The sequence below is a fragment of the Pedobacter hiemivivus genome (assembly GCF_004331685.1).
Taxonomy (GTDB): domain Bacteria; phylum Bacteroidota; class Bacteroidia; order Sphingobacteriales; family Sphingobacteriaceae; genus Pedobacter; species Pedobacter hiemivivus.
Map to the genome: position 1 here is coordinate 134328 of NZ_SJSM01000012.1, position 21366 is coordinate 155693.

21 protein-coding genes are annotated in these 21366 nt (G+C 38.9%); 15 read left to right on the forward strand and 6 right to left on the reverse strand.

Translation table 11 applies throughout. The features are described from left to right. Positions 1 to 7: 7 nt before the first annotated feature. From EZ444_RS18055 to EZ444_RS18065, 3 genes are all read left to right on the forward strand, one after another. Positions 8 to 2002 (forward strand): FAD-dependent oxidoreductase, encoded by a 1995-nt coding sequence (locus EZ444_RS18055; protein ID WP_131610538.1) that lies wholly within the window; start codon positions 8 to 10, stop codon positions 2000 to 2002. 58 nt (positions 2003 to 2060) lie between these two features. Further along, positions 2061 to 3266 carry a DUF763 domain-containing protein gene (locus EZ444_RS18060; protein WP_131610539.1) on the forward strand — a complete coding sequence of 402 codons (1206 nt, stop codon included), beginning with the start codon at positions 2061 to 2063 and terminating at the stop codon, positions 3264 to 3266. Positions 3267 to 3429: 163 nt separating this feature from the next. Then, entirely contained in the window at positions 3430 to 4002 is a 573-nt protein-coding gene (locus EZ444_RS18065) for a hypothetical protein (RefSeq protein ID WP_131610540.1), read from the forward strand. Positions 4003 to 4006: 4 nt separating this feature from the next. Here EZ444_RS18065 and EZ444_RS18070 read toward each other — a convergent pair whose 3' ends face one another. Further along, a complete protein-coding gene (locus tag EZ444_RS18070; protein ID WP_131610541.1) occupies positions 4007 to 4366 on the reverse strand; it encodes a winged helix-turn-helix transcriptional regulator in 360 nt (119 codons plus the stop codon). An 81-nt stretch (positions 4367 to 4447) separates the two neighbouring features. On the opposite strand from EZ444_RS18070, the gene EZ444_RS18075 reads away from it, so the two are divergent. The 4 genes from EZ444_RS18075 (at position 4448) to EZ444_RS18090 (ending at position 8382) form a co-directional block, all read left to right on the forward strand. After that, positions 4448 to 5326 carry an NAD(P)H-binding protein gene (locus tag EZ444_RS18075; protein WP_131610542.1) on the forward strand — a complete coding sequence of 293 codons (879 nt, stop codon included), beginning with the start codon at positions 4448 to 4450 and terminating at the stop codon, positions 5324 to 5326. Positions 5327 to 5467: 141 nt separating this feature from the next. After that, positions 5468 to 7204, forward strand: a complete 1737-nt coding sequence (locus EZ444_RS18080) for a GMC family oxidoreductase (protein ID WP_131610543.1) — start codon at positions 5468 to 5470, stop codon at positions 7202 to 7204. 15 nt (positions 7205 to 7219) lie between these two features. Continuing rightward, positions 7220 to 7837: a gluconate 2-dehydrogenase subunit 3 family protein gene (locus EZ444_RS18085; protein WP_131610544.1), complete on the forward strand. Its 618-nt coding sequence runs from the start codon at positions 7220 to 7222 to the stop codon at positions 7835 to 7837. A gap of 104 nt (positions 7838 to 7941) precedes the next feature. Beyond that, positions 7942 to 8382: an SRPBCC family protein gene (locus EZ444_RS18090; protein ID WP_131610545.1), complete on the forward strand. Its 441-nt coding sequence runs from the start codon at positions 7942 to 7944 to the stop codon at positions 8380 to 8382. Positions 8383 to 8515: 133 nt separating this feature from the next. Here the strand turns inward: EZ444_RS18090 and EZ444_RS18095 are convergent, their stop codons facing one another. Further along, complete coding sequence (locus tag EZ444_RS18095) at positions 8516 to 9469, reverse strand: bifunctional helix-turn-helix transcriptional regulator/GNAT family N-acetyltransferase (RefSeq protein ID WP_131610546.1); 954 nt, start codon at positions 9467 to 9469, stop codon at positions 8516 to 8518. A gap of 132 nt (positions 9470 to 9601) precedes the next feature. Between EZ444_RS18095 and egtB the strand changes: the two genes are divergently transcribed. Continuing rightward, positions 9602 to 10753: an ergothioneine biosynthesis protein EgtB gene (gene egtB, locus EZ444_RS18100; protein WP_131610547.1), complete on the forward strand. Its 1152-nt coding sequence runs from the start codon at positions 9602 to 9604 to the stop codon at positions 10751 to 10753. 8 nt (positions 10754 to 10761) lie between these two features. Next, positions 10762 to 11733: an L-histidine N(alpha)-methyltransferase gene (locus tag EZ444_RS18105; protein WP_131610548.1), complete on the forward strand. Its 972-nt coding sequence runs from the start codon at positions 10762 to 10764 to the stop codon at positions 11731 to 11733. 12 nt (positions 11734 to 11745) lie between these two features. On the opposite strand, the gene EZ444_RS18110 is transcribed toward EZ444_RS18105, so the two are convergent. Both EZ444_RS18110 and EZ444_RS18115 read right to left on the reverse strand, forming a co-directional pair. After that, a complete protein-coding gene (locus EZ444_RS18110) occupies positions 11746 to 12336 on the reverse strand; it encodes a pentapeptide repeat-containing protein (protein WP_131610549.1) in 591 nt (196 codons plus the stop codon). Between the two features lie 3 nt (positions 12337 to 12339). Beyond that, positions 12340 to 12888, reverse strand: a complete 549-nt coding sequence (locus EZ444_RS18115; RefSeq protein WP_131610550.1) for a TetR/AcrR family transcriptional regulator — start codon at positions 12886 to 12888, stop codon at positions 12340 to 12342. 73 nt (positions 12889 to 12961) lie between these two features. Between EZ444_RS18115 and EZ444_RS18120 the strand changes: the two genes are divergently transcribed. From EZ444_RS18120 to EZ444_RS18135, 4 genes are read left to right on the forward strand one after another with little or no spacing between them, the layout of a single operon-like run. Further along, positions 12962 to 13219, forward strand: a complete 258-nt coding sequence (locus tag EZ444_RS18120) for a hypothetical protein (RefSeq protein WP_131610551.1) — start codon at positions 12962 to 12964, stop codon at positions 13217 to 13219. A 46-nt stretch (positions 13220 to 13265) separates the two neighbouring features. Continuing rightward, positions 13266 to 13703, forward strand: a complete 438-nt coding sequence (locus tag EZ444_RS18125) for an RrF2 family transcriptional regulator (protein ID WP_131610552.1) — start codon at positions 13266 to 13268, stop codon at positions 13701 to 13703. A gap of 45 nt (positions 13704 to 13748) precedes the next feature. Then, on the forward strand, positions 13749 to 14960 hold the full coding sequence (hmpA, locus tag EZ444_RS18130) for an NO-inducible flavohemoprotein (RefSeq protein WP_131610553.1): 1212 nt from the start codon (positions 13749 to 13751) through the stop codon (positions 14958 to 14960). Positions 14961 to 14971: 11 nt separating this feature from the next. Then, a complete protein-coding gene (locus tag EZ444_RS18135) occupies positions 14972 to 15364 on the forward strand; it encodes a group III truncated hemoglobin (protein WP_131610554.1) in 393 nt (130 codons plus the stop codon). A gap of 96 nt (positions 15365 to 15460) precedes the next feature. Here EZ444_RS18135 and EZ444_RS18140 read toward each other — a convergent pair whose 3' ends face one another. Beyond that, positions 15461 to 16333 carry a pirin family protein gene (locus EZ444_RS18140; RefSeq protein ID WP_131610555.1) on the reverse strand — a complete coding sequence of 291 codons (873 nt, stop codon included), beginning with the start codon at positions 16331 to 16333 and terminating at the stop codon, positions 15461 to 15463. Positions 16334 to 16417: 84 nt separating this feature from the next. Continuing rightward, positions 16418 to 18019 (reverse strand): ribosomal protection-like ABC-F family protein, encoded by a 1602-nt coding sequence (gene abc-f / locus EZ444_RS18145; protein ID WP_131610556.1) that lies wholly within the window; start codon positions 18017 to 18019, stop codon positions 16418 to 16420. Positions 18020 to 18248: 229 nt separating this feature from the next. Between abc-f and EZ444_RS18150 the strand changes: the two genes are divergently transcribed. Then, a complete protein-coding gene (locus EZ444_RS18150; protein WP_131610557.1) occupies positions 18249 to 19661 on the forward strand; it encodes a L,D-transpeptidase family protein in 1413 nt (470 codons plus the stop codon). A 155-nt stretch (positions 19662 to 19816) separates the two neighbouring features. Further along, on the forward strand, positions 19817 to 20929 hold the full coding sequence (locus EZ444_RS18155) for a family 20 glycosylhydrolase (protein WP_131610558.1): 1113 nt from the start codon (positions 19817 to 19819) through the stop codon (positions 20927 to 20929). Positions 20930 to 21366 lie beyond the last annotated feature (437 nt).

Sequence of the window (21366 nt, forward strand, 5' to 3'; positions counted from 1 at the left end):
AAAAGAAATGAAGAAAATAATATTCAGCTGTATGTTTATGGTTTTATTGGCCATAAATGATCTGTCAGCGCAAATCAAAAAATATGATTTAGTGGTTTATGGTGGGACGGCATCGGGGGTAATGGCGGGGTATGCTGCGGCCAAAGAAGGATTGAAAGTCGCTATTTTAACCCAAAATAAACATGTGGGTGGCTTAACTACCAGTGGTTTGGGAAATGTAGATAAAGGGATGGACCAAACCATAGGCGGATATACCCTTGATTTTTTTAAACGAGTTGGGAAAAAATATGGCTCTGATAAGCCAGCCTATAGCTTAACGCCACTAGTTGCAGAACAAACATTTTTAGAGATGATCAAGGAATCTGGAGCAGAAGTGTTTTATGATGCTAGATTAGTCGAAAAAACGGGTGTAGTCTTAAAAGGTAAAAAGATTGAAAAACTAATGCTGGAAAATGGACAGATTTTTTCGGCTAAAGTTTTTGTTGACGCGACTTATGAAGGTGATTTAATGGCCTGGGCAAAAGTGCCCTATATTGTCGGTAGAGAGAGTAAAGCGAAATATAATGAACCGCAAGCTGGACGGGGCCTGCGTGGTTATAAGCCTATTAAATTGAATAGTGCAGATTTAAATGACATTAAGAACATTGCCAAAGAATTTCCATTAGACTATATTTTTGCAGCTGTAATACCACAGGGTGAGGGAGATAATAAGACTCAGGCTTATACTTTTCGTTTAACCTTAACCGCTAAGGAAGGGAATAAAGTGCCATTTAAAAAGCCTTCAAGTTATAACCCGCTGAGGTATAAAAGCCTATTAAAAAAGATATTACGTGAAAAGATTGTTTCTTTTGATAAGGTTTGTACAATTTATCCGCTTCCAGATGAAAAAACAGATATTAACCATTTGGACCTGGATAATGCCAGTCACCAATATCCTGATGGTTCGTATTTGCAGCGGGACTACATTTGGCAATACCATAAGGATTACACGGAAGGTTACTTATATTTTGTAGCGAATGATCCGGAAGTACCAGAAGCTTTAAGAAAAGATGCACAACGCTATGGTCTTGCAAAGGATGAGTTTGTAGATAACGAAAATTGGCCTTATTTACTTTATACACGTGAGGGCAGAAGAATGTTAGGTTCATATGTAATGGTGCAACAGGATGCCTGGGAAAATGCCAAAAAAGATGATGTAATTGGAATGGGTTCATACTTTTTAGATAGTCATGAAGTGCAAAAAACGGTTACCCCTGATAACTATTTAATAAGTGAAGGTGGTATGTTTTATACTTCATATAAGCCATATCAAATTCCCTACAGAAGTTTAACATCCAAAATAGAAGATTGTGAGAATTTATATGTGACCATTTGTATGTCTGCCTCGCATGTGATTTATGGCTCTTTAAGGATGGAACCTGTTTTTATGATTAATGGGCATGCAGTTGGTGTGGCTGCGGCATTGACTGTAAAAAATAATGTGCCTGTTCAAAAAATAAATGTAAAACAGTTGCAAAGCAAGTTGGTGGAGCAAAAACAGATTTTTGATGTCCCTTTAGATCCTGATACTTATATTTTGAAAGATAGGTTTACAGGGCTTATTGTAGATGATTTTGAAGCAGAAAAAATAGGTAAATGGACATGGGCCAGAAACCAGCGATTGGTGCCTTTTATGCTAGGTGGTTTCCAATTGGCAGAACAAAGCCCAACTGAAACGGCTGCTCATCTCTATCAAACTACATTGCCCAAAACGGGCTCTTATGAGGTTTTTACCATGTATGTAGCATCGAAAGATAGAGCTAAAAAAGCAAAAATAATTTTGGGGACTGAGGAGGGTGACAAGGTTGTGTATGTTGATATGACTAAAAAACCGGCAGATGGGTATTGGGAATCTTTAGGCGTTTTCAACTTTAAACAAGGAACATCTTATCGCTTTAAAATATCCAATGAAGGAGAAGGAGGGTTGGTTGCTGCGGATGCTTTAAGGTTTGTTATGAAATAAAAAAAGGGCAAACAAAATAGATCGCTGTTCTGGTATTTTATTGCTAATTTTGTTAGTAATGAAAAGATCCGGAACAGCTGATTTACCTTTACATTATGGTTTGGTTCCCAAGTGGCTTGCCGAGCGAATGTCGCGTTTGGGCCTAGCCATTACAGAAGCCATCATTGCAGAGTATGGGACTGCGGAGGTTTTGCGTCGTTTAAGCGACCCTTTCTGGTTTCAAAGTCTGGGTGCTGTAATGGGAATGGACTGGCATTCTTCAGGTATTACCACTTCGGTGATGGGCTCTTTAAAAGCAGCGATCAATCCTTTGTATAAAGAACTGGGCATTTATATCTGTGGGGGCAAGGGGCAGAAATCCCGGAACACTCCTGATGAATTGCTGCGCTTTGGGGAACGAACCGGGCTAGATGGGATGGAATTGGTGCGCTGCAGCAGATTGAGTGCTAAGGTAGATAATACGGCCATACAAGATGGATTTCAGTTATATACCCACAGTTTTGTCGTAAATACTGAAGGTCTTTGGACTGTTGTTCAGCAAGGTATGCAAAATGGTGGTTCAACAGCAAGGAGGTATCATTGGCATTCTGCGGGAATCACTTCTTTTGTAGAAGAACCGCATACTGGGATTTGTGGCAATAACATGGGACAGATTCTAAACCTGACGGCTAGAGCCGCTCAACCTTCCAAAACCGCGATGTTGGCTATGACCAGCGAACATCCGGATCGGATGATTGCGGAAGCACGCAGACTGATCATGCCGAATCATCATGAGGTTAAAGCGAAAGACGTGGATCTGAAAAGACTAGGGGCTATGCTTTGGTTAACTCAGGAGAAACAGCCTGCGGACTTTGAAGAATTGCTATTGTTAGAAGGCATGGGGCCAAGGACCTTGCAGTCTATGGCTTTGGTGAGCGAGGTGATTTACGGTACTCCATCTCGTTTTGATGATCCTGCACGCTTTTCCTTTGCTCATGGCGGTAAAGATGGCCATCCTTTTCCCGTACCTATCAAAGTATACGATGAAACCATTAGTGTATTGAGTAAGGCGGTGCAGCAGGCAAAAATAGGGCAGAGCGATAAATTACAAGCCATACAACAATTAGGTATCATATCCCGCAGGGCAGAAAAAGACTTCATTCCGAATGATAATTTTGATGCCTTAATTGAAAAAGAACGTCGTGATTCCTGGAAGTACGGTGGTAAAACTGTTTTTGGCGATGCTAAGCGGCCTGATGAAGGGCAGCTTCAGCTACAGTTTTAGATTCCTTAGGGAGTGCTAGTATAAAACAAGGAGTTCGAAAGGAATCTCAGAGGATCATGAAATCAGCGTATTAGACCTAGTGTATAGCTTTTTTAGGAATCGACATTGGATATTCCTAAAAGGATACGGCGTTTCCGAAACGGAGAATTAATAGGGAGTCAGCATGGAATTGAAAAGGAAAAGTACCGGAGAGACCATCTATCGCCAAACATTCAACATCAACGACAAGCAAAATATTGTTCCTAAATTCTACTTTGACGGAAAACAGTTCAGTAAAAGCTACACTTACCCGAATCCGGAGGGAGATGAGTATATCGCAAATTTTTATGTGGAGCCTTCGGGTGGTTCTACGTACGTAGATATCAACATTGATGTACTAGAGTATTATTACGATAGTACCAAGGCCGATCCTCTTGTCGTAGTAAACACTACTACCACCCCAATAGCTGAGCATGTTAAGCCGGGGGAATGGACATCTTATCTGAAGGTTCAAGTAACAATGGTGAGCCCGCAACAAAGTGGTACCGAACTTTATCCGATTGTGGTGGTTAGGGATGCAAAGACCAAAGACTATTATGTCAATAAAAACAGGGACGAAAGTACAATTAACATGGAAGTTCCATATGATGGGGTTTCTCCGGGTAAGGTACAGAGCGTGTATCTAAATAGGAAATGGAGTGGAGAAAATAAATTTTATCTGGAGGCATTTGATCTTGTCCAACTGTTCCCACGTTAAATTTTCATCTTCTTTCTTCCATATCATTTAATCCCCAGATCGCCATCGCATTTAATACTGGCTGGAGTTTTGCTCCAGCTGGTGTTAATGAATAGGTTACAAAAGGAGGAACAATAGGTTCTGCAGTTCTAAGGACCAGGTCATCTTCCTGTAATTGCTTCAAATGTTGGATCAGCATCTTTTCTGTGATTTGAGGAATTGCCCGCTTTAACTCACTATAGCGCTTGCTGCCATTTGAAAGGTGATATAAAATAATAGGCTTCCAGTGCCCACCGATCTTGTTCATTACATAGGTAACTGGACAGGAAGTAGCAGAAACCTGTTTATTATAATTACGTGTAGAGTTTTCTTTAATCGCTGTCATAGTTACATACTTTGGGGTAAGTACTTGTATAAAAGTAAGTACAAATATACCTTTGTAATCAACAATTTAAAATATAATATTATGAATTTTACAATCACAGGATCACTCGGACATATCAGTAAACCACTTGCAGAAATTTTAATTGCAGCCGGACATCAAGTTACTATTATTAGTAGTGATGCAGCTAAAGTTAAAGCTATTGAAGAACTTGGCGCAACAGCCGCTATTGGCTCTGTAGAAGATGTAACTTTTTTAACCGAAACTTTTTCAGGTAAAGATGCTATCTATACCATGGTTCCACCAAATTTTGGCGCTTCAAATGTCAGGGAATTTATTTCGAGTACTGGTAAAAAGTATGCTGAAGCGATAAAGGCTTCGGGTGTAAAACATGTTGTTAACCTAAGCAGTATTGGTGCACATTTAGCTAGTGGCACAGGACCCATTGCTGGTTTACACGATGTAGAGGAAATTTATAGTGAGCTGGACGGTGTAGCTGTTAAACACCTGCGCCCTGCATATTTCTACATCAATTTCCTGGCAAATATTGATATGATTAAACATGTAGGTATTTTGGGTTCTAATTATGATGGCGAAACGCCATTCGTATTGGTACATCCTAATGATATTGCAGCCGTAGCTGCTGAAGAATTGCAGCAAACATTTGAAGGCAAAAGTATACGATATATCGCTAGCGATGAAAGTACTGCAGCAAATGTGGCAAGCGTATTGGGAGCTGCGATTGGTAAGCCAGAACTTCCATGGGTTGAATTTACCGATGAAGATGCTTTACAGGGAATGGTACAGGCTGGCTTGCCTGAGCCGATGGCTAAAAGTTATGTAGAAATGGGGGATGCGATAAGGAGTCGTAAATTATTTGTAGACTATTTTAACCATAAACCTTCATCGTTAGGCACAATAAAGCTCGAGGATTTTGCAAAGGAATTTGCGAAGGCATTTTAAAAGAGCTTTGGATTTGATAGCTTAAGAGTCTTCATAAATGACCAGTGATATATAGAATTTGAAATTAAATTCTTGTATATTACTGGTCATTTTGCGTTGTAGCTATATGCTTCGAATAGAATGTGACCAAACCATATATAAATGAACGAATTCCAAATCAAAAAATCGGGCATCGAATATGATGCTATTGTAGTAGGCTCTGGTGCAGGTGGTGGGATGGCTGGATATGTGCTTGCTAATGCGGGTCTAAAGGTTTTAATGCTCGAAGCAGGTGCTTATTTTGATCCCCGTATTGATTCTCAACAATTAAAGTGGCCCTGGGAATCGCCCAGAAGAGGTGCCAAAACAACACGTCCATTTGGTGATTTTGATGCATCTTATGGGGGCTGGGAATTGGAAGGCGAGCCCTATACCCAAAAGAATGATTCTGAATTTGCATGGTTTCGGTCGAGAATGCTAGGTGGCCGTACCAATCATTGGGGACGTATTTCTTTAAGGATGGGACCGGATGATTTTAAACCGAAAGACGGACTTACGGCTGATTGGCCACTTACTTATCAGGAGTTGAAGCCATTTTATGATAAGGTAGACCGAATGATCGGTCTGTATGGCACTGTTGAAGGAATAGAAAGTGAACCTGACGGTATTTTTATGCCCCCGCCGAAACCAAGGCTTACCGAGCTTTTTATAAAAAAGGCAGCGCAAAAGGTTGGGGTGAAAGTGATACCTGGCAGGGGCTCTGTATTGACTGAGGCTTTACCTAATAATAAAGATCGTGCGCCTTGTTTTTATTGCGGACAATGTGGCCGCTCGTGTAAGGTATATGGCGATTTTTCTTCTTCTTCGTGTCTGGTAATACCGGCAGTTAATACGGGAAATCTGACTGTAATTACCAATGCAATGGTCAGAGAAGTTTTAACGGATAAAAGCGGCTTAGCTACGGGGGTGTCTTATGTAGATACGAAGGATCTACAGGAGCATCAAGTGCGTGGTAAAATTGTTATCCTTGGTGCGAGTGCTTGTGAATCTGCACGTTTATTACTTAATTCTAAGTCAACCGCTCATCCTGACGGTTTGGCTAATAACAGCGGCGTGGTGGGCAAGTACCTGCATGATTCAACTGGTGCTAGTATGAGTGGGTATTTGCCACAATTGGTAGATCGAAAGAGATATAATGAAGATGGTGCAGGCAGTGTACACATCTATTCGCCCTGGTGGCTGGATAATAAGAAACTTGATTTTCCACGTGGTTATCATATAGAATATGGTGGTGGGTTTCGCGTACCTGGTTATGCTTTTGGCTGGGGGATGGAAGAGAAAAATGGAACCGTGCCTGGCAAGGATGGAAAGATGAAAGCTGCAGGTGGATACGGTGCTGGTTTGAAAGATGATTACCGTCGTTTTTTTGGAACCAGTGTTTGGATGGCAGGTAGGGGGACAGCTATTGCAAGAGAAAGTAATTATTGTGAAATAGACCCGGAAGTGGTAGATAAATATGGTATCCCGGTACTTCGGTTCAATTATAAATGGGCACCGGAGGAAGTGAAGCAGGCCAGACATATGCAGGAAACTTTTAAAGAAATTATGCATGCAATGGGGGCTGTGGCCAGTGAAACTCATGATGCGGATACCAATTATGGTTTAGAGGCTCCAGGCAAGATTATTCATGAGGTAGGTACGGTAAGGATGGGGGATGACCCCAAGAAATCTGCTTTAAACCAGTGGTGTCAGGCGCACGATTGTAAAAATCTTTTTGTAGTGGATGCGGCTCCTTTTGTCCAACAGGGTGATAAAAACGCAACCTGGACTATTTTAGCGCTGTCTATGCGTACCGCTGAATATATTTTGCAACAAAAAGAAAAATTAAACATTAGCTGATCAAATTAATAGATAATGAACAGACGTGATTCTTTAAAAGCTATAGGCTTAACTGCAATAAGTGCTGGATTGGTTTTAGAAGCCTGTAAACCGGGCAAGGAGAAAATAGTAAAAGTTGAGGAAGAAGCTCAGCCAGGTAGGCAGGACTTTGAAATAGCGCGGGATAAGAAATTAAATAGCTATAAGTTCTTTAATGACCATGAAATGGCTACAATAACGGTATTGGCCGATATTATTATCCCTAAGGATGATAAATCTGGTAGCGCTTCGGAAGCTAAGGTTCCTGATTTTATCGAGTTTATTGTAAAAGATATGCCTGAGCATCAAACACCTATGCGTGGTGGTTTGAAATGGTTGGACCTGCAGTGTTTAAATAGGTTCGAGAAAACATTTAAAGATGCTTCCCTGAACCAGCAAATTGAGATGGTGGATGACATTGCTTATCCGGAAAAGGTTAAACCAGGGTTAGCACAAGGGGTTGCATTTTTTAATCTGATGCGTAATCTTACGGCTTCTGGGTTTTATACCACAGAAATTGGTGTAAACGACCTTGGTTATATAGGCAATGTACCAAATCGTTGGGAAGGGGTACCAGCTGATGTTTTGAAACAGTATGGCATGGAGGGGGTGTAATTATCATGTCGCAATGCACCCTGTTTAATGTCGCTTTTGGACATCATTTATTTAAGATATAACGGCTAACTTTATTCTAAAAGCTAATCTTAAAATAAATCATCATGAAAAAATTAGAATACAGTATTGCTATTAACGCAAGTCCGGAAAGAGTTTGGGAGATCATCGTTGGTAAAGATACTTACGGGCAATGGACAGCACCATTTAGCGAAGATTCAAGTGTGGAAACGGACTGGAAAAAAGGAAGTAAGGCATTGTTCTTGGATGGTAAAGGAAACGGAATGGTTTCTGAGATTGTAGAGAGTATTCCTGGGAAGTTTCTTTCTATTCACCATCTGGGGGAAGTGAAAGACGGGGTAGAAGATCCTACAACTTATCAGGGGGAACAATGGGGGGATGCATTGGAGAATTATACGCTAAAAGAAGTTGACGGTAAAACGCTTTGGTTGGTCAATATGGATATGAATGAGGAGTATGTGCAATATATGGATGATGCCTGGCCACTGGCTTTAGCCAAGGTAAAGGAGTTGGCTGAAAAGAACTAATTGCTTATTAATGCTTAAGGCAAACAGGTACCTGTTTGCCTTAAGCATTTTATAAATAATCCTGTCTGATTGGTGTAAATACATCAACAAATTCACCGGGTTCGATGATTTCACAAAATTTTTACTACATTTTTCATAAAATAATTAATTCCATTTGAATATTGCAACGATCATAAGGTGTGGATCTGCCCACTACTTTTTTGAACCCTAGCTTTTGATAAAGGTTAATTGCGGGTTTTAAGGCCGTATTGCTTTCGAGATAAATTTTGGACGCGCCTAAATCCTTTGCTGCATTTACAACAGCCTGACCAAGTAACCAGCCTATGCTTTTACCTTGGATTTTAGGCGAAACGGCCATTTTTGCCAATTCAAAATCGTAATCAGGATCGTTCATTTTGATCAGCGCACAAACACCCACAGGTTCATTATTGTATAGTGCTACAAAGACTTTTCCGCCTTTATCCAAAATATAGGATTTAGGGTTGTCCAAAGCCTTGTAATCTGCTTCTTCCATTTGAAAATAGGTAGAGATCCATTCCTCATTCAATGCCCTAAAAGCGTTTTGATATTGATCTTCATAGGGGACAATTTGTACGTCTTTACTTTCTCGCAATTTCTTTTGTTCCTGTACTCTTCTAAGCAAGGACTTCTGATCCAATAGGTATTCCCATTCTTCAATCGCTTCCCATAGGTTGTGCCTGGCTTCGGAAATAATACTTTCAATCGCTGCATCCACATCTGCACACTGGACCTTGATTCGCTTTGAAATTGCCATTCCTTTTTTTGTCAATGCAACAACGTTCCGTCGTTTATCCATTGATTCCCGATTTTCCTGAACTAAACCTGCTGTGGTGAGTTCCTGAATAATCTTACTAACCGATGGCTGCGAGTGTCCAATTTCGTTGGCGATTTCTGTAATGGTCTTTTCACCATCTTCTGCAAGCACAAAAAACACCGGGAACCATTTTGGCGAAAATTCTACGTCATACAACTCGTATATCTTCGCTGCGTCATCCGTTATTTTAGCAGTCATTAATCGCAGACGACTGCCTAATGCCATTTTTCCTGTTTTCTCAAAAAAGCTCATAAGTATAATCAATTACATAACTGATTATATAAATGTAAGGATTATATTGTTAATTCGAAAAAAAATGGACGAAAACAATCGAAAGTACCAGATGTTAATATGATTAGAGAAATGAAAACTACTTAATCATTGATGATATTTTCGGAACAATATATTCAGGTTAGAAAACATTCAGAGCAGATTTGTGAACCCTTACAGACTGAAGATTATGTGGTGCAACCTATTGTGGATGTTAGTCCACCAAAATGGCACCTTGGACACACCACCTGGTTTTTCGAAACCTTTATTTTAAAGCCATTTCATAAGGAATACCGGGTTTACAATTCTGAATACAATTATGTTTTTAACAGCTATTATGAAACTATTGGCAGTCGTGTAATCCGTACGGATAGAGGAAACCTTAGTCGCCCTAGTGTTAGTGATGTTTATGCTTATCGGTCGTATGTAGATATGGCTATGGGCGAGTTTTTAAAAAACACACTAACTGAGGAGATGAAAGAATTGTTCTTTTTGGGGCTTAACCACGAACAGCAGCATCAGGAACTACTGTTGACCGATATCAAATATATCTTGGGAAATAATCCACTGTTTCCTGCTTATCGTAAAGATGAAACAATGAGCCTTGACTTTGAAACCGCTACTTCTGAGATGATTTCCTTTAAAGAAGGTATTTATGAAATCGGTTATTCTGGGACAGGTTTTTGTTTTGATAATGAATTGGGGAGACATAAGGTTTACTTACATGACTTTTCTATGAGCTCAAATTTGATTAGTAATGCGGCATATTTGGAGTTTATTGATGATGGTGGATATACTAATTTTACGCATTGGCATGCTGATGGATGGGATTGGGTTAATAATAACAAAATTATCGCCCCGATGTATTGGCATTTGGTAGAGGGATCATGGTATACTTACACATTTGAAGGTCTTAAACCGCTTGATATGAAAGCTGCTGTAACGCATATCAGTTATTACGAAGCTTATGCATTTGCAAGTTGGTGTAAAATGCGTTTGCCTACTGAATTTGAGTGGGAAGTTGCAGCTAAGCAGTTTAAATGGGGGCTTAGGTGGGAGTGGACAGAGAGCGCATATCTTCCTTATCCGGGCTTTAATAAAGCACCGGGAGCAATAGGCGAATATAATGGCAAGTTTATGGTGAACCAAAAAGTACTCCGTGGAGCGTCTGAAGCTACGCCATCAGGTCATAGCAGAATAACCTATAGGAATTTTTTTCATCCGGATTTGAGATGGCAATTTACCGGAATACGATTAGCTCAATAATATCATATATGTACCCTATTACTACTGGAAATTTAACCACTGTTGAGTCACTGTTTCTTACTGAAACACTAGCTGGACTTCAGGCATGTCCAAAGTTTATGCATGCCAAATATTTTTATGATGAACGTGGAGATTATATATTTCAACAGATCATGGAAATGGATGAGTATTACCTGACCAATGCAGAGATGAATATATTTTCGAATCAGGCTGAGCAGATCGCTGAACTGATTAAGGGGGATACTCCTTTTGATCTGATTGAACTGGGGGCAGGGGATGCCACGAAATCTATTCATTTGTTAAGAGTGCTGGGTAAGCATAATCTGGAATTTAGTTATTTGCCGATTGACATTTCTGCGCATGTAATTAGCGATTTGGAGGATAATTTACCAAAAGAGTTACCAGAATTGGATATAAAGGGACTAAATGGAGATTATTTGCATATGCTGCAGAAAGGAATTACACTTTCTAATCGGAGAAAAGTTGTGTTGTTTATGGGGGCTAATATCGGAAATATGGATCAGGCTGAAGTACAAACTTTTTTAGGCTCAGTAAGAAAACTATTAGCTAAAGGAGATATGTTGATCATTGGTTTCGACTTAAAAAAGAATCCGAAACAAATATTGGCGGCTTATAATGATAGTAAGGGGATTACAAGTGCATTTAATTTGAATTTGCTGGAACGAATTAACAAAGAGCTGGGCGGAGATTTTGAACTTGAAAATTTCGAGCATTATGTTAGCTATGACCCGGAATCTGGAGCTTGTAAAAGCTACCTGATCAGTTTAAAAGATCATATTGTTCATATAGGAGCAGTAACGATTCCTTTTGTTAAGGATGAGTATATTTATATGGAAATCTCACAAAAATATTCGCTGGAAGACATTGAAAGACTTGCATCCAGATCTGGATTTCAATATGAGCATAATTTTTTTGATGTTAACAGATATTTTGTTGATGCGGTATGGACGGTGAGCTGAGGCTAGACTAGTCTAGCCATCATAATCTATATCCAGGTTGTATTGATATAGTAAGCCGGCAAGATTTAGTGAAGAGAATTTGGCTTGTCTTACTTTATTGACCGCTGGATCCAGACTGAAATTTTTTGCAGTACGGAAATCTGTTTTTTCTAAAACAGACCTGACAAAGGTTGCTCCTGTAAGGTCACAGTTATGGAATACGCTGGAAGTTAAATCTGCTTCTTCAAAATCAGTTTCTTTAAGAGAGCAGTCTGTGAATTTAGTTTTCTTGAGTTTTGTGCCGTAAAAGGTTGAATAATCAAGATGACTCTGTTCGAAACTAAAAGAAAATAAGAATTTGTTGCACTTTGAAAAATCAATGCCAAGGATCTTACAACCCGTAAAAGTAGCATCTTTAAATCCGGTACCTGTAACTATAGTGAGCGAGAAATTACATTGTTTAAAATGACAATCCATGAAATCATTGTGGCTCAAATTACTCTTAGAGAAATCACAATTGATGAATTCACAGCTGATAAATTCCCGGTTTTCTAATCGCTTTTCTGCATAATTGATACCGGTAAATGTTTTGCCTTCGTGGATGGTGGTTTCGTTGTTATTCATGGATTACAGACTTAATAGTTTGTTGAGGATTTGCTGTTTCTTTTGTGTAGTGATGTTGTAAACGCCAAGGTTATCTGCGTACCATAATCCATCTGCAACCAGCATAATGATTAGGGTGTTGGTATCCAGATCTGCTAGAGATCCACCAGCGATATGCTGTGTGAACCAATTGTCCCACATCTTCTTGTAATGTTCATTGATTAGTGCCGCCTGTAAAATGACTTTCATTGTTCTTCTGTAATGTAGGTCGTCACTTTTTTTGATGACGAAACGAAGAAAGGCGATAGGGGCAATGTCATTGCCTGAGGTTCTTTTTTCTTCATCAATCCATTCGGTCAGTTCAACAAGGCTTTGAAGCACGAGTTCTTCCAGCAGTTCTTCTTTATTACGGAAATGATGGATGATACCACCTTTACTCAAACCTGTTTTGTCTGCTATAGCTTGAAAAGTAACCTGATGCCAGTCTGCGGTGGCACCGATTTCCGCCGCTGTATTAAGAATCAGCTGCTTACTGGCTTCTGGATCTTTTTTTCTCTTATATGGATTCTCCATTCCTCAAAGATACCGAACGATTGGTTTGTTTGCAAATTTTTTATACATTTGTCACCCTCATTAGATAATTTTTATGTCGAGATATATCATCATCATGTCAACTGTAATCCATACACCGAGTGATTTACACCTTGCTTCACTGGTAATAGCGGCTTTCCCTGGTGTCTTGGAATGGTCTGTTGATCTTGAGGATTGTGATCAGATATTAAGGGGGGTGTACAATGATTGTATTGGCTTAGAATTGTTAAAAAGCCTGGACGAACAGGGGGTAAATGCTAAAGTTTTGGAGGTTTTTGACAAGGAGGGAATCCCTTTGAATAATAAAAGATAAATTTATCTTTTATTATTCAAAGGGATGTTTTACATTTGCCCAACGAATGGGAATTTTTTCAAAAACATGTGAATACGCAATGCGCTCGGTTTTTTTTATCGCGCATAGAACTGCTTCTGGCAGCAGGGTAGGGATCAAAGAAATTTCTACTGGAATTGATTCTCCTGAACATTTCTTGGCTAAGATTTTACAGGATCTCAGTAAAAGAGGAATAGTGCAATCGGCAAAAGGGCCAAATGGTGGGTTTTACATGGACTCAGCATCTTTGAAAAGACCATTGTCGGATGTGGTAGAAGCGGTTGATGGGAAGAGTTTATTTACTGGATGTGGTTTAGGTTTGGAATACTGTTCAGAGCGTAATCCTTGTCCCTTGCATCATGAATTTAAAGAAATCCGTAATAAAATCCAGCAAATGCTTCAGGATACTTCAATTGCTGATTTTAATGAAGATTTGAATTTAGGGATTACCAAATTGAAGAAATAAAAGATTTGATTAAATAAAAGACAAAAAGGTATTTATATATTTATTATGACTAGTGAACAAAAACAATTGATCAGTGCTACTGTACCTGTGTTAAAAGAAAACGGTGTTTTGTTAACCAAACATTTCTACAACAGGATGTTTACCCACCATCCTGAACTTAAGAATCTGTTTAATATGGGCAATCAGCAAAGTGGGAAGCAGCAAACTGCACTTGCTATGACTGTTTTGGCTTATGCAGAAAATATCGCAAATCCTGGAGTATTGATGCCTACTGTAGACAGGATAGGGAATAAGCACGTTAGCCTGGATGTCAGACCTGAGCAATATCAAATTGTAGGACGCCATTTAATTGCTTCCATTCAAGAGGTTTTGGGTGATGCGGCAACGCCAGAAATCATAGATGCCTGGACTGCGGCCTATCAACAGCTTGCTGATCTGATGTCGGGACATGAGGCAACAATTTATCAGGCTAAGACTGTCGCGCAATATGGATGGATAGGTTGGCGTCCATTTAAAGTGAAGGAAAAAGTTAAAGAATCTGAAGAGATTACCTCGTTTTATATTGTTCCGGCAGATGGCGGCCAGGTAATGGCACATATACCGGGACAATACATTAGCTTACGTGTGTTTTTACCGGAACTGAACTTATACCAGGCACGTCAGTACAGTATTTCTAGTGTTCCTAGTCAAGCATATTATCGGATTTCTGTTAAGGCCGAAAAGGGAGCTAGTATAGATACCAATGGTTTAATTAGTAATCATCTTCATGAGTGTATAAAGGTGGGGGATATAATTGATTTAACTGCCCCGGCTGGTGATTTCAGATTGGCGGAAGATTTGACTGCTCCAGTTGTATTTATTAGTGGCGGTGTGGGGTTAACACCGATGATAAGTATGCTTCAGAATTTGGTAGAAAAGAATTTCGACTATCCAATAACTTGGCTACATGGCTGTCGCAATCGATCAGTGCATGCTTTTAAGAACCAGCTGGATGAGATTGTAAATGGGAACGATAGGATTGAACAGTATGTTTTTTATGATATTCCTACAGAAATGGATAAACTGGAAGGGGTGATGGAAGGGTTTTTAGATCTGAGTAAAATAGCTGCTTTGCCACAATTTCCAGGAACTAAATATTATGTTTGTGGACCAGCAGTTTTTATTCGTAAACAGTATCAGGATCTGATTGCAAGGGGGATTGAAAAGGAGTCTATTTTGTTTGAGGAATTTGGCCCTGCATTGATTCAATTAAATTAATCACAACTCAAATGGAAGCAGAACACGATATTATTGATCTAAATGATATCATTGAATTAGTTAACGGCTTTTATGCTAAGGTGCAGCACGATGAACTTATTGGCCCCATATTTAATGATGTGATTAAAGAATGGGAGCCGCATCTACAAAAAATGTATGCCTTTTGGAACGCGGTACTGTTTGGTGTACCAGGTTTCACAGGGAATCCTTTTGCCAGACATGCGCCCTTACCTATTGAACAGGCACATTTTGACCGTTGGCTGGTGTTGTTTAATGAAACGGTAGATGCCTTATTTGCAGGAGAAATGGCCGATCAAGCCAAGAAAAAGGCAGAGACCATGGCATTGATGTTTTTAAGTAAACTACAACATATGAGGGGATGCCCAGCCAAGGTTATTGTATAAAAAAGTAGGTCCATTCCTCTTAAAGTATAAAAAAGTAGGTCCATTCCTCTTAAATTTACGAGGAATGGACCTATATGATAAAAGTAATATTGGAGCTTAGTCTGCCAACACACCAAATTTTCCCATATTGAAATCCGCAATTGCTTGATGGATTTCTGCTTCGGTATTCATTACAAAAGGGCCATAACTTACAATCGGCTCATTGATTGGCTCACCGCTCAATAATAAGATTACGCTTTTCTGGTTTGCTTTAATATGAATTTCTTCGCCTTCATTTGCAAACAAGACAAAACTATGTTCAGTTGCCATTTCTCCATTTACCTCCACACTACCATTAACTACTAATAAAGCCGTATTATGTCCAGCCTGAATTGATGTGTTTATTTCTGCACCTTCGTTCAATTTAATGTCAAACAAGTTTACAGGGCTATAAGTCTTAGCGGGACCTGTAGTTCCGTTAAAGTCTCCAGCGATCACATTTACCACTCCGGCGTCATTCGGTATGGTTATTTTTCCCATTCCGGCAGCTGTTAATTCCTGGTAATGCGGTGTAACGGATTTATCTTTTTTAGGAAGATTTACCCATAACTGTACCATTTCAAACGGACCACCTTTTTTAGAAAATGCCTCTTCATGGTATTCTTTGTGTAATATCCCATTACCAGCAGTCATCCATTGTACATCGCCAGTACTGATAATTCCATGGCTGCCACTACTGTCATGGTGTGCTACAGATCCTTTGTAAGCAATGGTTACAGTTTCAAAGCCTTTATGTGGGTGAACGCCTACACCACGAAGGTGGTCTGAAGGACCAAAATCATATTCAGGGTTAAAGTCCAATAGTAAAAATGGACTTATTCTCTCTTGAGGAATACCAGCTCCAGGAATGTAGTTAAACACCCTGAAACCATCACCAACCATATGCGGTTTGCCGGAATTTGTCACGATTTTTTCAATTAACTTTTTCATTTTGTTTCTCCTTTTTATAAGATCAATGCGATTCGTTTTGATCGTTTTAATTATTGAATACAAAGATATCTGCGTCTTCTTTGCTTAGCATTGATGTAGGATAAGAAGTATCGAACGTTCGATTTCTATTTGCTTCAAAAAGTACTCGTCGTGGCACACGACTAATAATGTCCCTTTGTATTGGTTAATCGCGGCAGTTAAAATTTCTACATTCATAATGTCAAGGTTATTGGTTGGCTCGTCCAGTACGATGATGTCGGGCGCTTGATTACTTATGGTTAGTGAACAAAGCATCAATCGCATCTTTTCTCCACCACTAAGTGCAGTACATGGTTTTTCCCAATATTCTTTTGTAAATAAAAAGCGGCTTAAACGGATCTTTATTTCATGTTCCTGTAAAGCCCCTGAATTATATCGTTGCACTTGTTCATAAACATTTAAGGTGTTGTCAATTAATGAATAATCCTGATCAATGTAAACAGTTTTTATTTCAGCGCGATCAAGATTTCCTGATAAGGGGGCTAGTTCGCCCAAAATCATTTTTATAAGGGTCGTTTTACCAGAGCCATTTAGCCCCTTTATGGCTATACGTTCGCCGCTCTTGATTTGAAAGTTTAGTCCTTCCTTCCAAAGTAATCGATCTTCATATCCAAAATTCGCATCTCTGGCTGTCATCAATATCTTTCCCTTATGGAGCGTAGAATTATCAAAGTCCATCTTCATTTTATCAATATCAGGTATTGCTTCCCGCAATTGATGAAGTTGCTGAGATATTGCACTTACTTTCTCCGAATGAATGCCCTTCATGCGCGATGTACTGTTCTCTGCATTGTTTCTGAGCGTATTCATGACAATGGTAGGCAGCCCCGCTTTTTCTTGCTTTTTCTTTCCACGCGCATCCAGTTTTTGCTGTCGTTCTAAAGATTCCTTTTCTGTTTCTTTAGCTTTGCGGAGTGTCTTTTCTTTGATTTTAAGGTCATGAGCCAAAGCATTGCCCTCAATTGCTTTCTGGCTGGTATAGAAATCGTAATTTCCACCATAAGTAGTTATGCCACGCTTGCTGAGCTCATAAACGGTATTAAGGAGGTTTAGTAAAGTCCTGTCATGACTTACTACAACTAGCGTTTGTTTAGTAGATTTTATATAATCATAGAGTATGCTTCTACTGTGAGCATCTAAATGATTACTGGGCTCATCTAGTAAAACGATGTCGGGACGGTGAATTGCGATGCCGGCTAGAAAAACTCTTGTTTTTTGTCCACCGCTTAATGTTCCCATTTTTTGAGTTAAATCTAGTTCATCAAGATGCCAATAGGACAAAGCTTCTTTGTATCGTTCTTCAATTCCCCAGTCATCCTCAAGCAATGCCAAATTTGTATCTGTTAAATGGCCGTCTAAAATTTCTGTTAGAGCCTTTAGTTTATGATCAATACGCAGTGCTTGAGCGACATTGTAATCGTTAAACTGACCAAATAGTTGGGGTATATAATATGGATTCGACTTAGCATTTACTGCTCCGGCCGAAGGGGTTAAATTTCCTGATAAAATGTTTAGAAGTGTAGATTTTCCTACACCATTATTGCCTATTAAAGCAATTTTCTCTTGTTTGTTAATAACGAGATTAAGATCCGAAAACAGTAAATCTCTGTTGGGATGAGTATAAGTAACACCTTGAAGTATAAGCATGTTTCTTTCTTTAAAGCGTAAAAAAATAAAGCCTGGTATACTGGCTCTGTTAATTTTTTCTAAAAGAAAGGAAATCCTACATTATGGTGTCTTTTGATTGTTGTCAACAAAAGTATAAAAAAATACTTGATAACCTTTAATTATGACCTATTAATGAAAAACATTACTATTCAGCGATTGTTGTGATTTTGGTGATGCTATTGCAGCACAAATTTAGACCTCTACCAATATGTTTAGAACCGGTAGCGTTGGGCGTTTTTTATTCCTATGTGGGCTTGTGACGATCAATTTATGGTCGTTAGCATCCGTTTATGGTATTAGTCGACAAAGTGTCCCCGCAGATACCATAGCGATATTTAAAGAAGAATTAAGCGATACCATGTCAACTTTGGAGTATCACGATGAGTTCCTATCATTTTATGAGAAAAATAATTATCAAACTGTACTGTTGAATAGGTTTTTGAGAAATGGTCAGTTAGCATATTTGCTTAGTGATTTGGAAAGTGTAGCTGATCATGGCTTAGATCCCGAAATTTTTAGGGCTAGCGAGTTTCGGTTAATAATGGAGGAAATAAATCGTGAGAAGTGGTTTAGGGACATTGAAACTTATCGTAAAAAGGTGAAATTGGAGTTGCTAACAGCCTATGCAGTGTTGAAATATAGTACGATCATGGAGTTCGGATTGGTAGAGCCTCAGTCTGTAGATTCTAATTATTTTAGTACTACAGTTACTGCCGATAGTACCTTTGTGACACGGGTTCTTGAGCGCAGGGAAGTGAAAAATTATTTGGATAGTATACAACCCAGGGATAGAGTATATAAGGCTTTCCAGTTTGCGCTCAAATCGGATGAATTAGCGCCTGGTAAAACACTGGAAGAGACTAAGTCTGTTTTGTCGGTAAATATGGAACGGTTAAGGTGGAAAAACAGGCAGACCGAGCCTAAATATGTAATGGTAAATCTTGCGAATTTTAGTCTGGATGTAATCGACCAGGAGGAATCTGTTCTGAATATGAAGGTTTGTGTAGGGGAATCTGGTAGATGGGCAAGTCCTCAATTGAATAGTAAAATTTATAGCGTGCAGGTAAACCCCGTTTGGAATATTCCGGTTAGTATCGCTAAGTCGGAGACTGTGAGGAACGCAAAGAGAGATCGGTATTATTTGGCCAATAACAATATTGCAGTTTATAAAGACGGAAAGCGCATTGGTAATCCTTCAGCTATTGACTGGACCATTAACAATGCAGAAGATTATGTTTTTAAACAGATGCCCGGAGAATTGAACGCGCTTGGTAAGATTAAGTTCCTTTTTAACAACGATTGTGGCGTTTATTTGCATGATACGCCTTTAAAATCAGCATTTAAAAAGAAGAATAGGGCAATTAGTCATGGATGTATTCGCTTAGAAAAGCCAATGGAACTGGCATTGTTTCTTTTTGGTGAAGGAGCCAAATACGAACAAATAAAAAAGGCAATGTTGAATGGCTACCCACAGGCTAAGTATATTGGTTTACCTCAGTCAGTTCCAATAACACTTACTTATTTTACGGCGTTTACTGATGATAAGGGGGATGTGGTGTATTGTGATGATATTTATGGACTTGATGAGGTTTTGTCAGCTAGACTAATTGCTGGTAGGTGATAAATCTGTTTTCCATCTAATGGGATGATTATTTCTTTAAAGCATAGAAAAAGCTATAGTTTGTTTTAAAAATAATTGAAAGTATTTGATTTTTTTACAGGTATATAGGGGAAATTTTCTGTGCAGGATATTTATATAATTTGTATATTTAAAATATGAAAACAAACGCTACTCAACCCCGATTTTCTGTACTGCTTTTGATGTTTTTGCTTGGCTCCTTTGGAATGGTAAAGGGGCAGGAGTTGTTTCCTGTACGAGGATTTTGTATTGCAGCACCTGGCACAGCTCAATTAAGCACTTTTATCAGGTTTATTGACGAAGAGTTAGCCTCACGTAAAGTAAATACTTTGGTGTTGAGGGTCGACTTTAATTATCAGTTTAAAAGTAGATCTGAATTGAGTGAAATAGGCGCTTTGTCTAAAAAAGATGTTCAAAAAATAGTGGAAGTATGTAAAAAGCATGGCATTCGTGTGATACCACAAATCAACTTATTGGGACATCAATCCTGGGCCAATAAAACGGGGAATTTGCTAAAAATTTATCCTGAGTTTGATGAAACGCCCCATGTAAAAATACCCGAAAAATACGAATGGCCAAATGCAGATGGTCTGTATTGCAAAAGTTATTGCCCATTGCATCCAGATGTTCATAAAGTTGTATTTGCTATGGTGGATGAGATTTGTGACGTTTTTGAAGCGGATGCGTTTCACGCGGGAATGGATGAGGTTTTTTATATTGGTGATGATAAATGTCCCCGTTGTTCGGGTCGGGATAAGGCCGAATTATTTGCAAATGAGGTTAACAAAATAAGCAACCACCTTTCTTTGAAGAAAAGGCAGCTTTGGATTTGGGGTGATCGTTTACTGGATGGTAAAGTTACTGGCTTAGGTGCTTGGGAAGCAAGTATGAACAATACACATCGCGCGGTCGATCTGATTGATAAAGGTGTAATGATTTGCGACTGGCATTATGAGCGACCAGATCAAACTGCTGTATATTTTGCAATGAAGGGTTTATCTGTGATTACTTGCCCTTGGAGGAAGCCGGATAATGCGGTAGCACAAGCTAAGGATTTAGTGAATTCCAGGAAACAGGCTACCCCGGAGTTAAAATCTCGTTTGCAGGGAATGATGCAGACCGTCTGGTCGGGGGCCGACTCATTCCTTGATGAGTTTTACGGAAAAAAAGTTGCAAGTGCAGAGAGCGAGTCTGCTTGTTTTAGAGCGCTTTTTGCTGAAATAAATAATAACCAAATGCCAAAGCCTTAGGTAATCCATTTATTCTCTTTTATTTCTTTTTAGTTTATTCATTATCTGTTCATATTTTATATTGGCTAGTTTTTATTGCATATCCCGGTGCTTTCTGTTCTTTTTGCGCATTTTTCTTGCCTTGTTCGTTAGTTGGCACAATAATTTTATGCATATTTCGATTAATTAGCTCTACATATTGGGTAATTAGTTCCTCAAAATTACACGTCTTTTTATTTTAGTTTTCTGCTTTTAAAAGAGTCTTAAAATTATTATATGCCTTTAACTGCTTATTTTAGCCATTTTTATTGGTTTTTATAATTTTTGGCCTAATTATTATTAAAAAGTGGACTTTTCTGTCAGTTATTTTTATAATTGATGGAAATTCTGATTACTTTGGTTGTGGTAAATTTAATTACACTTTAAGTTAATCTATTGTAAAATGACATACGCTCGTA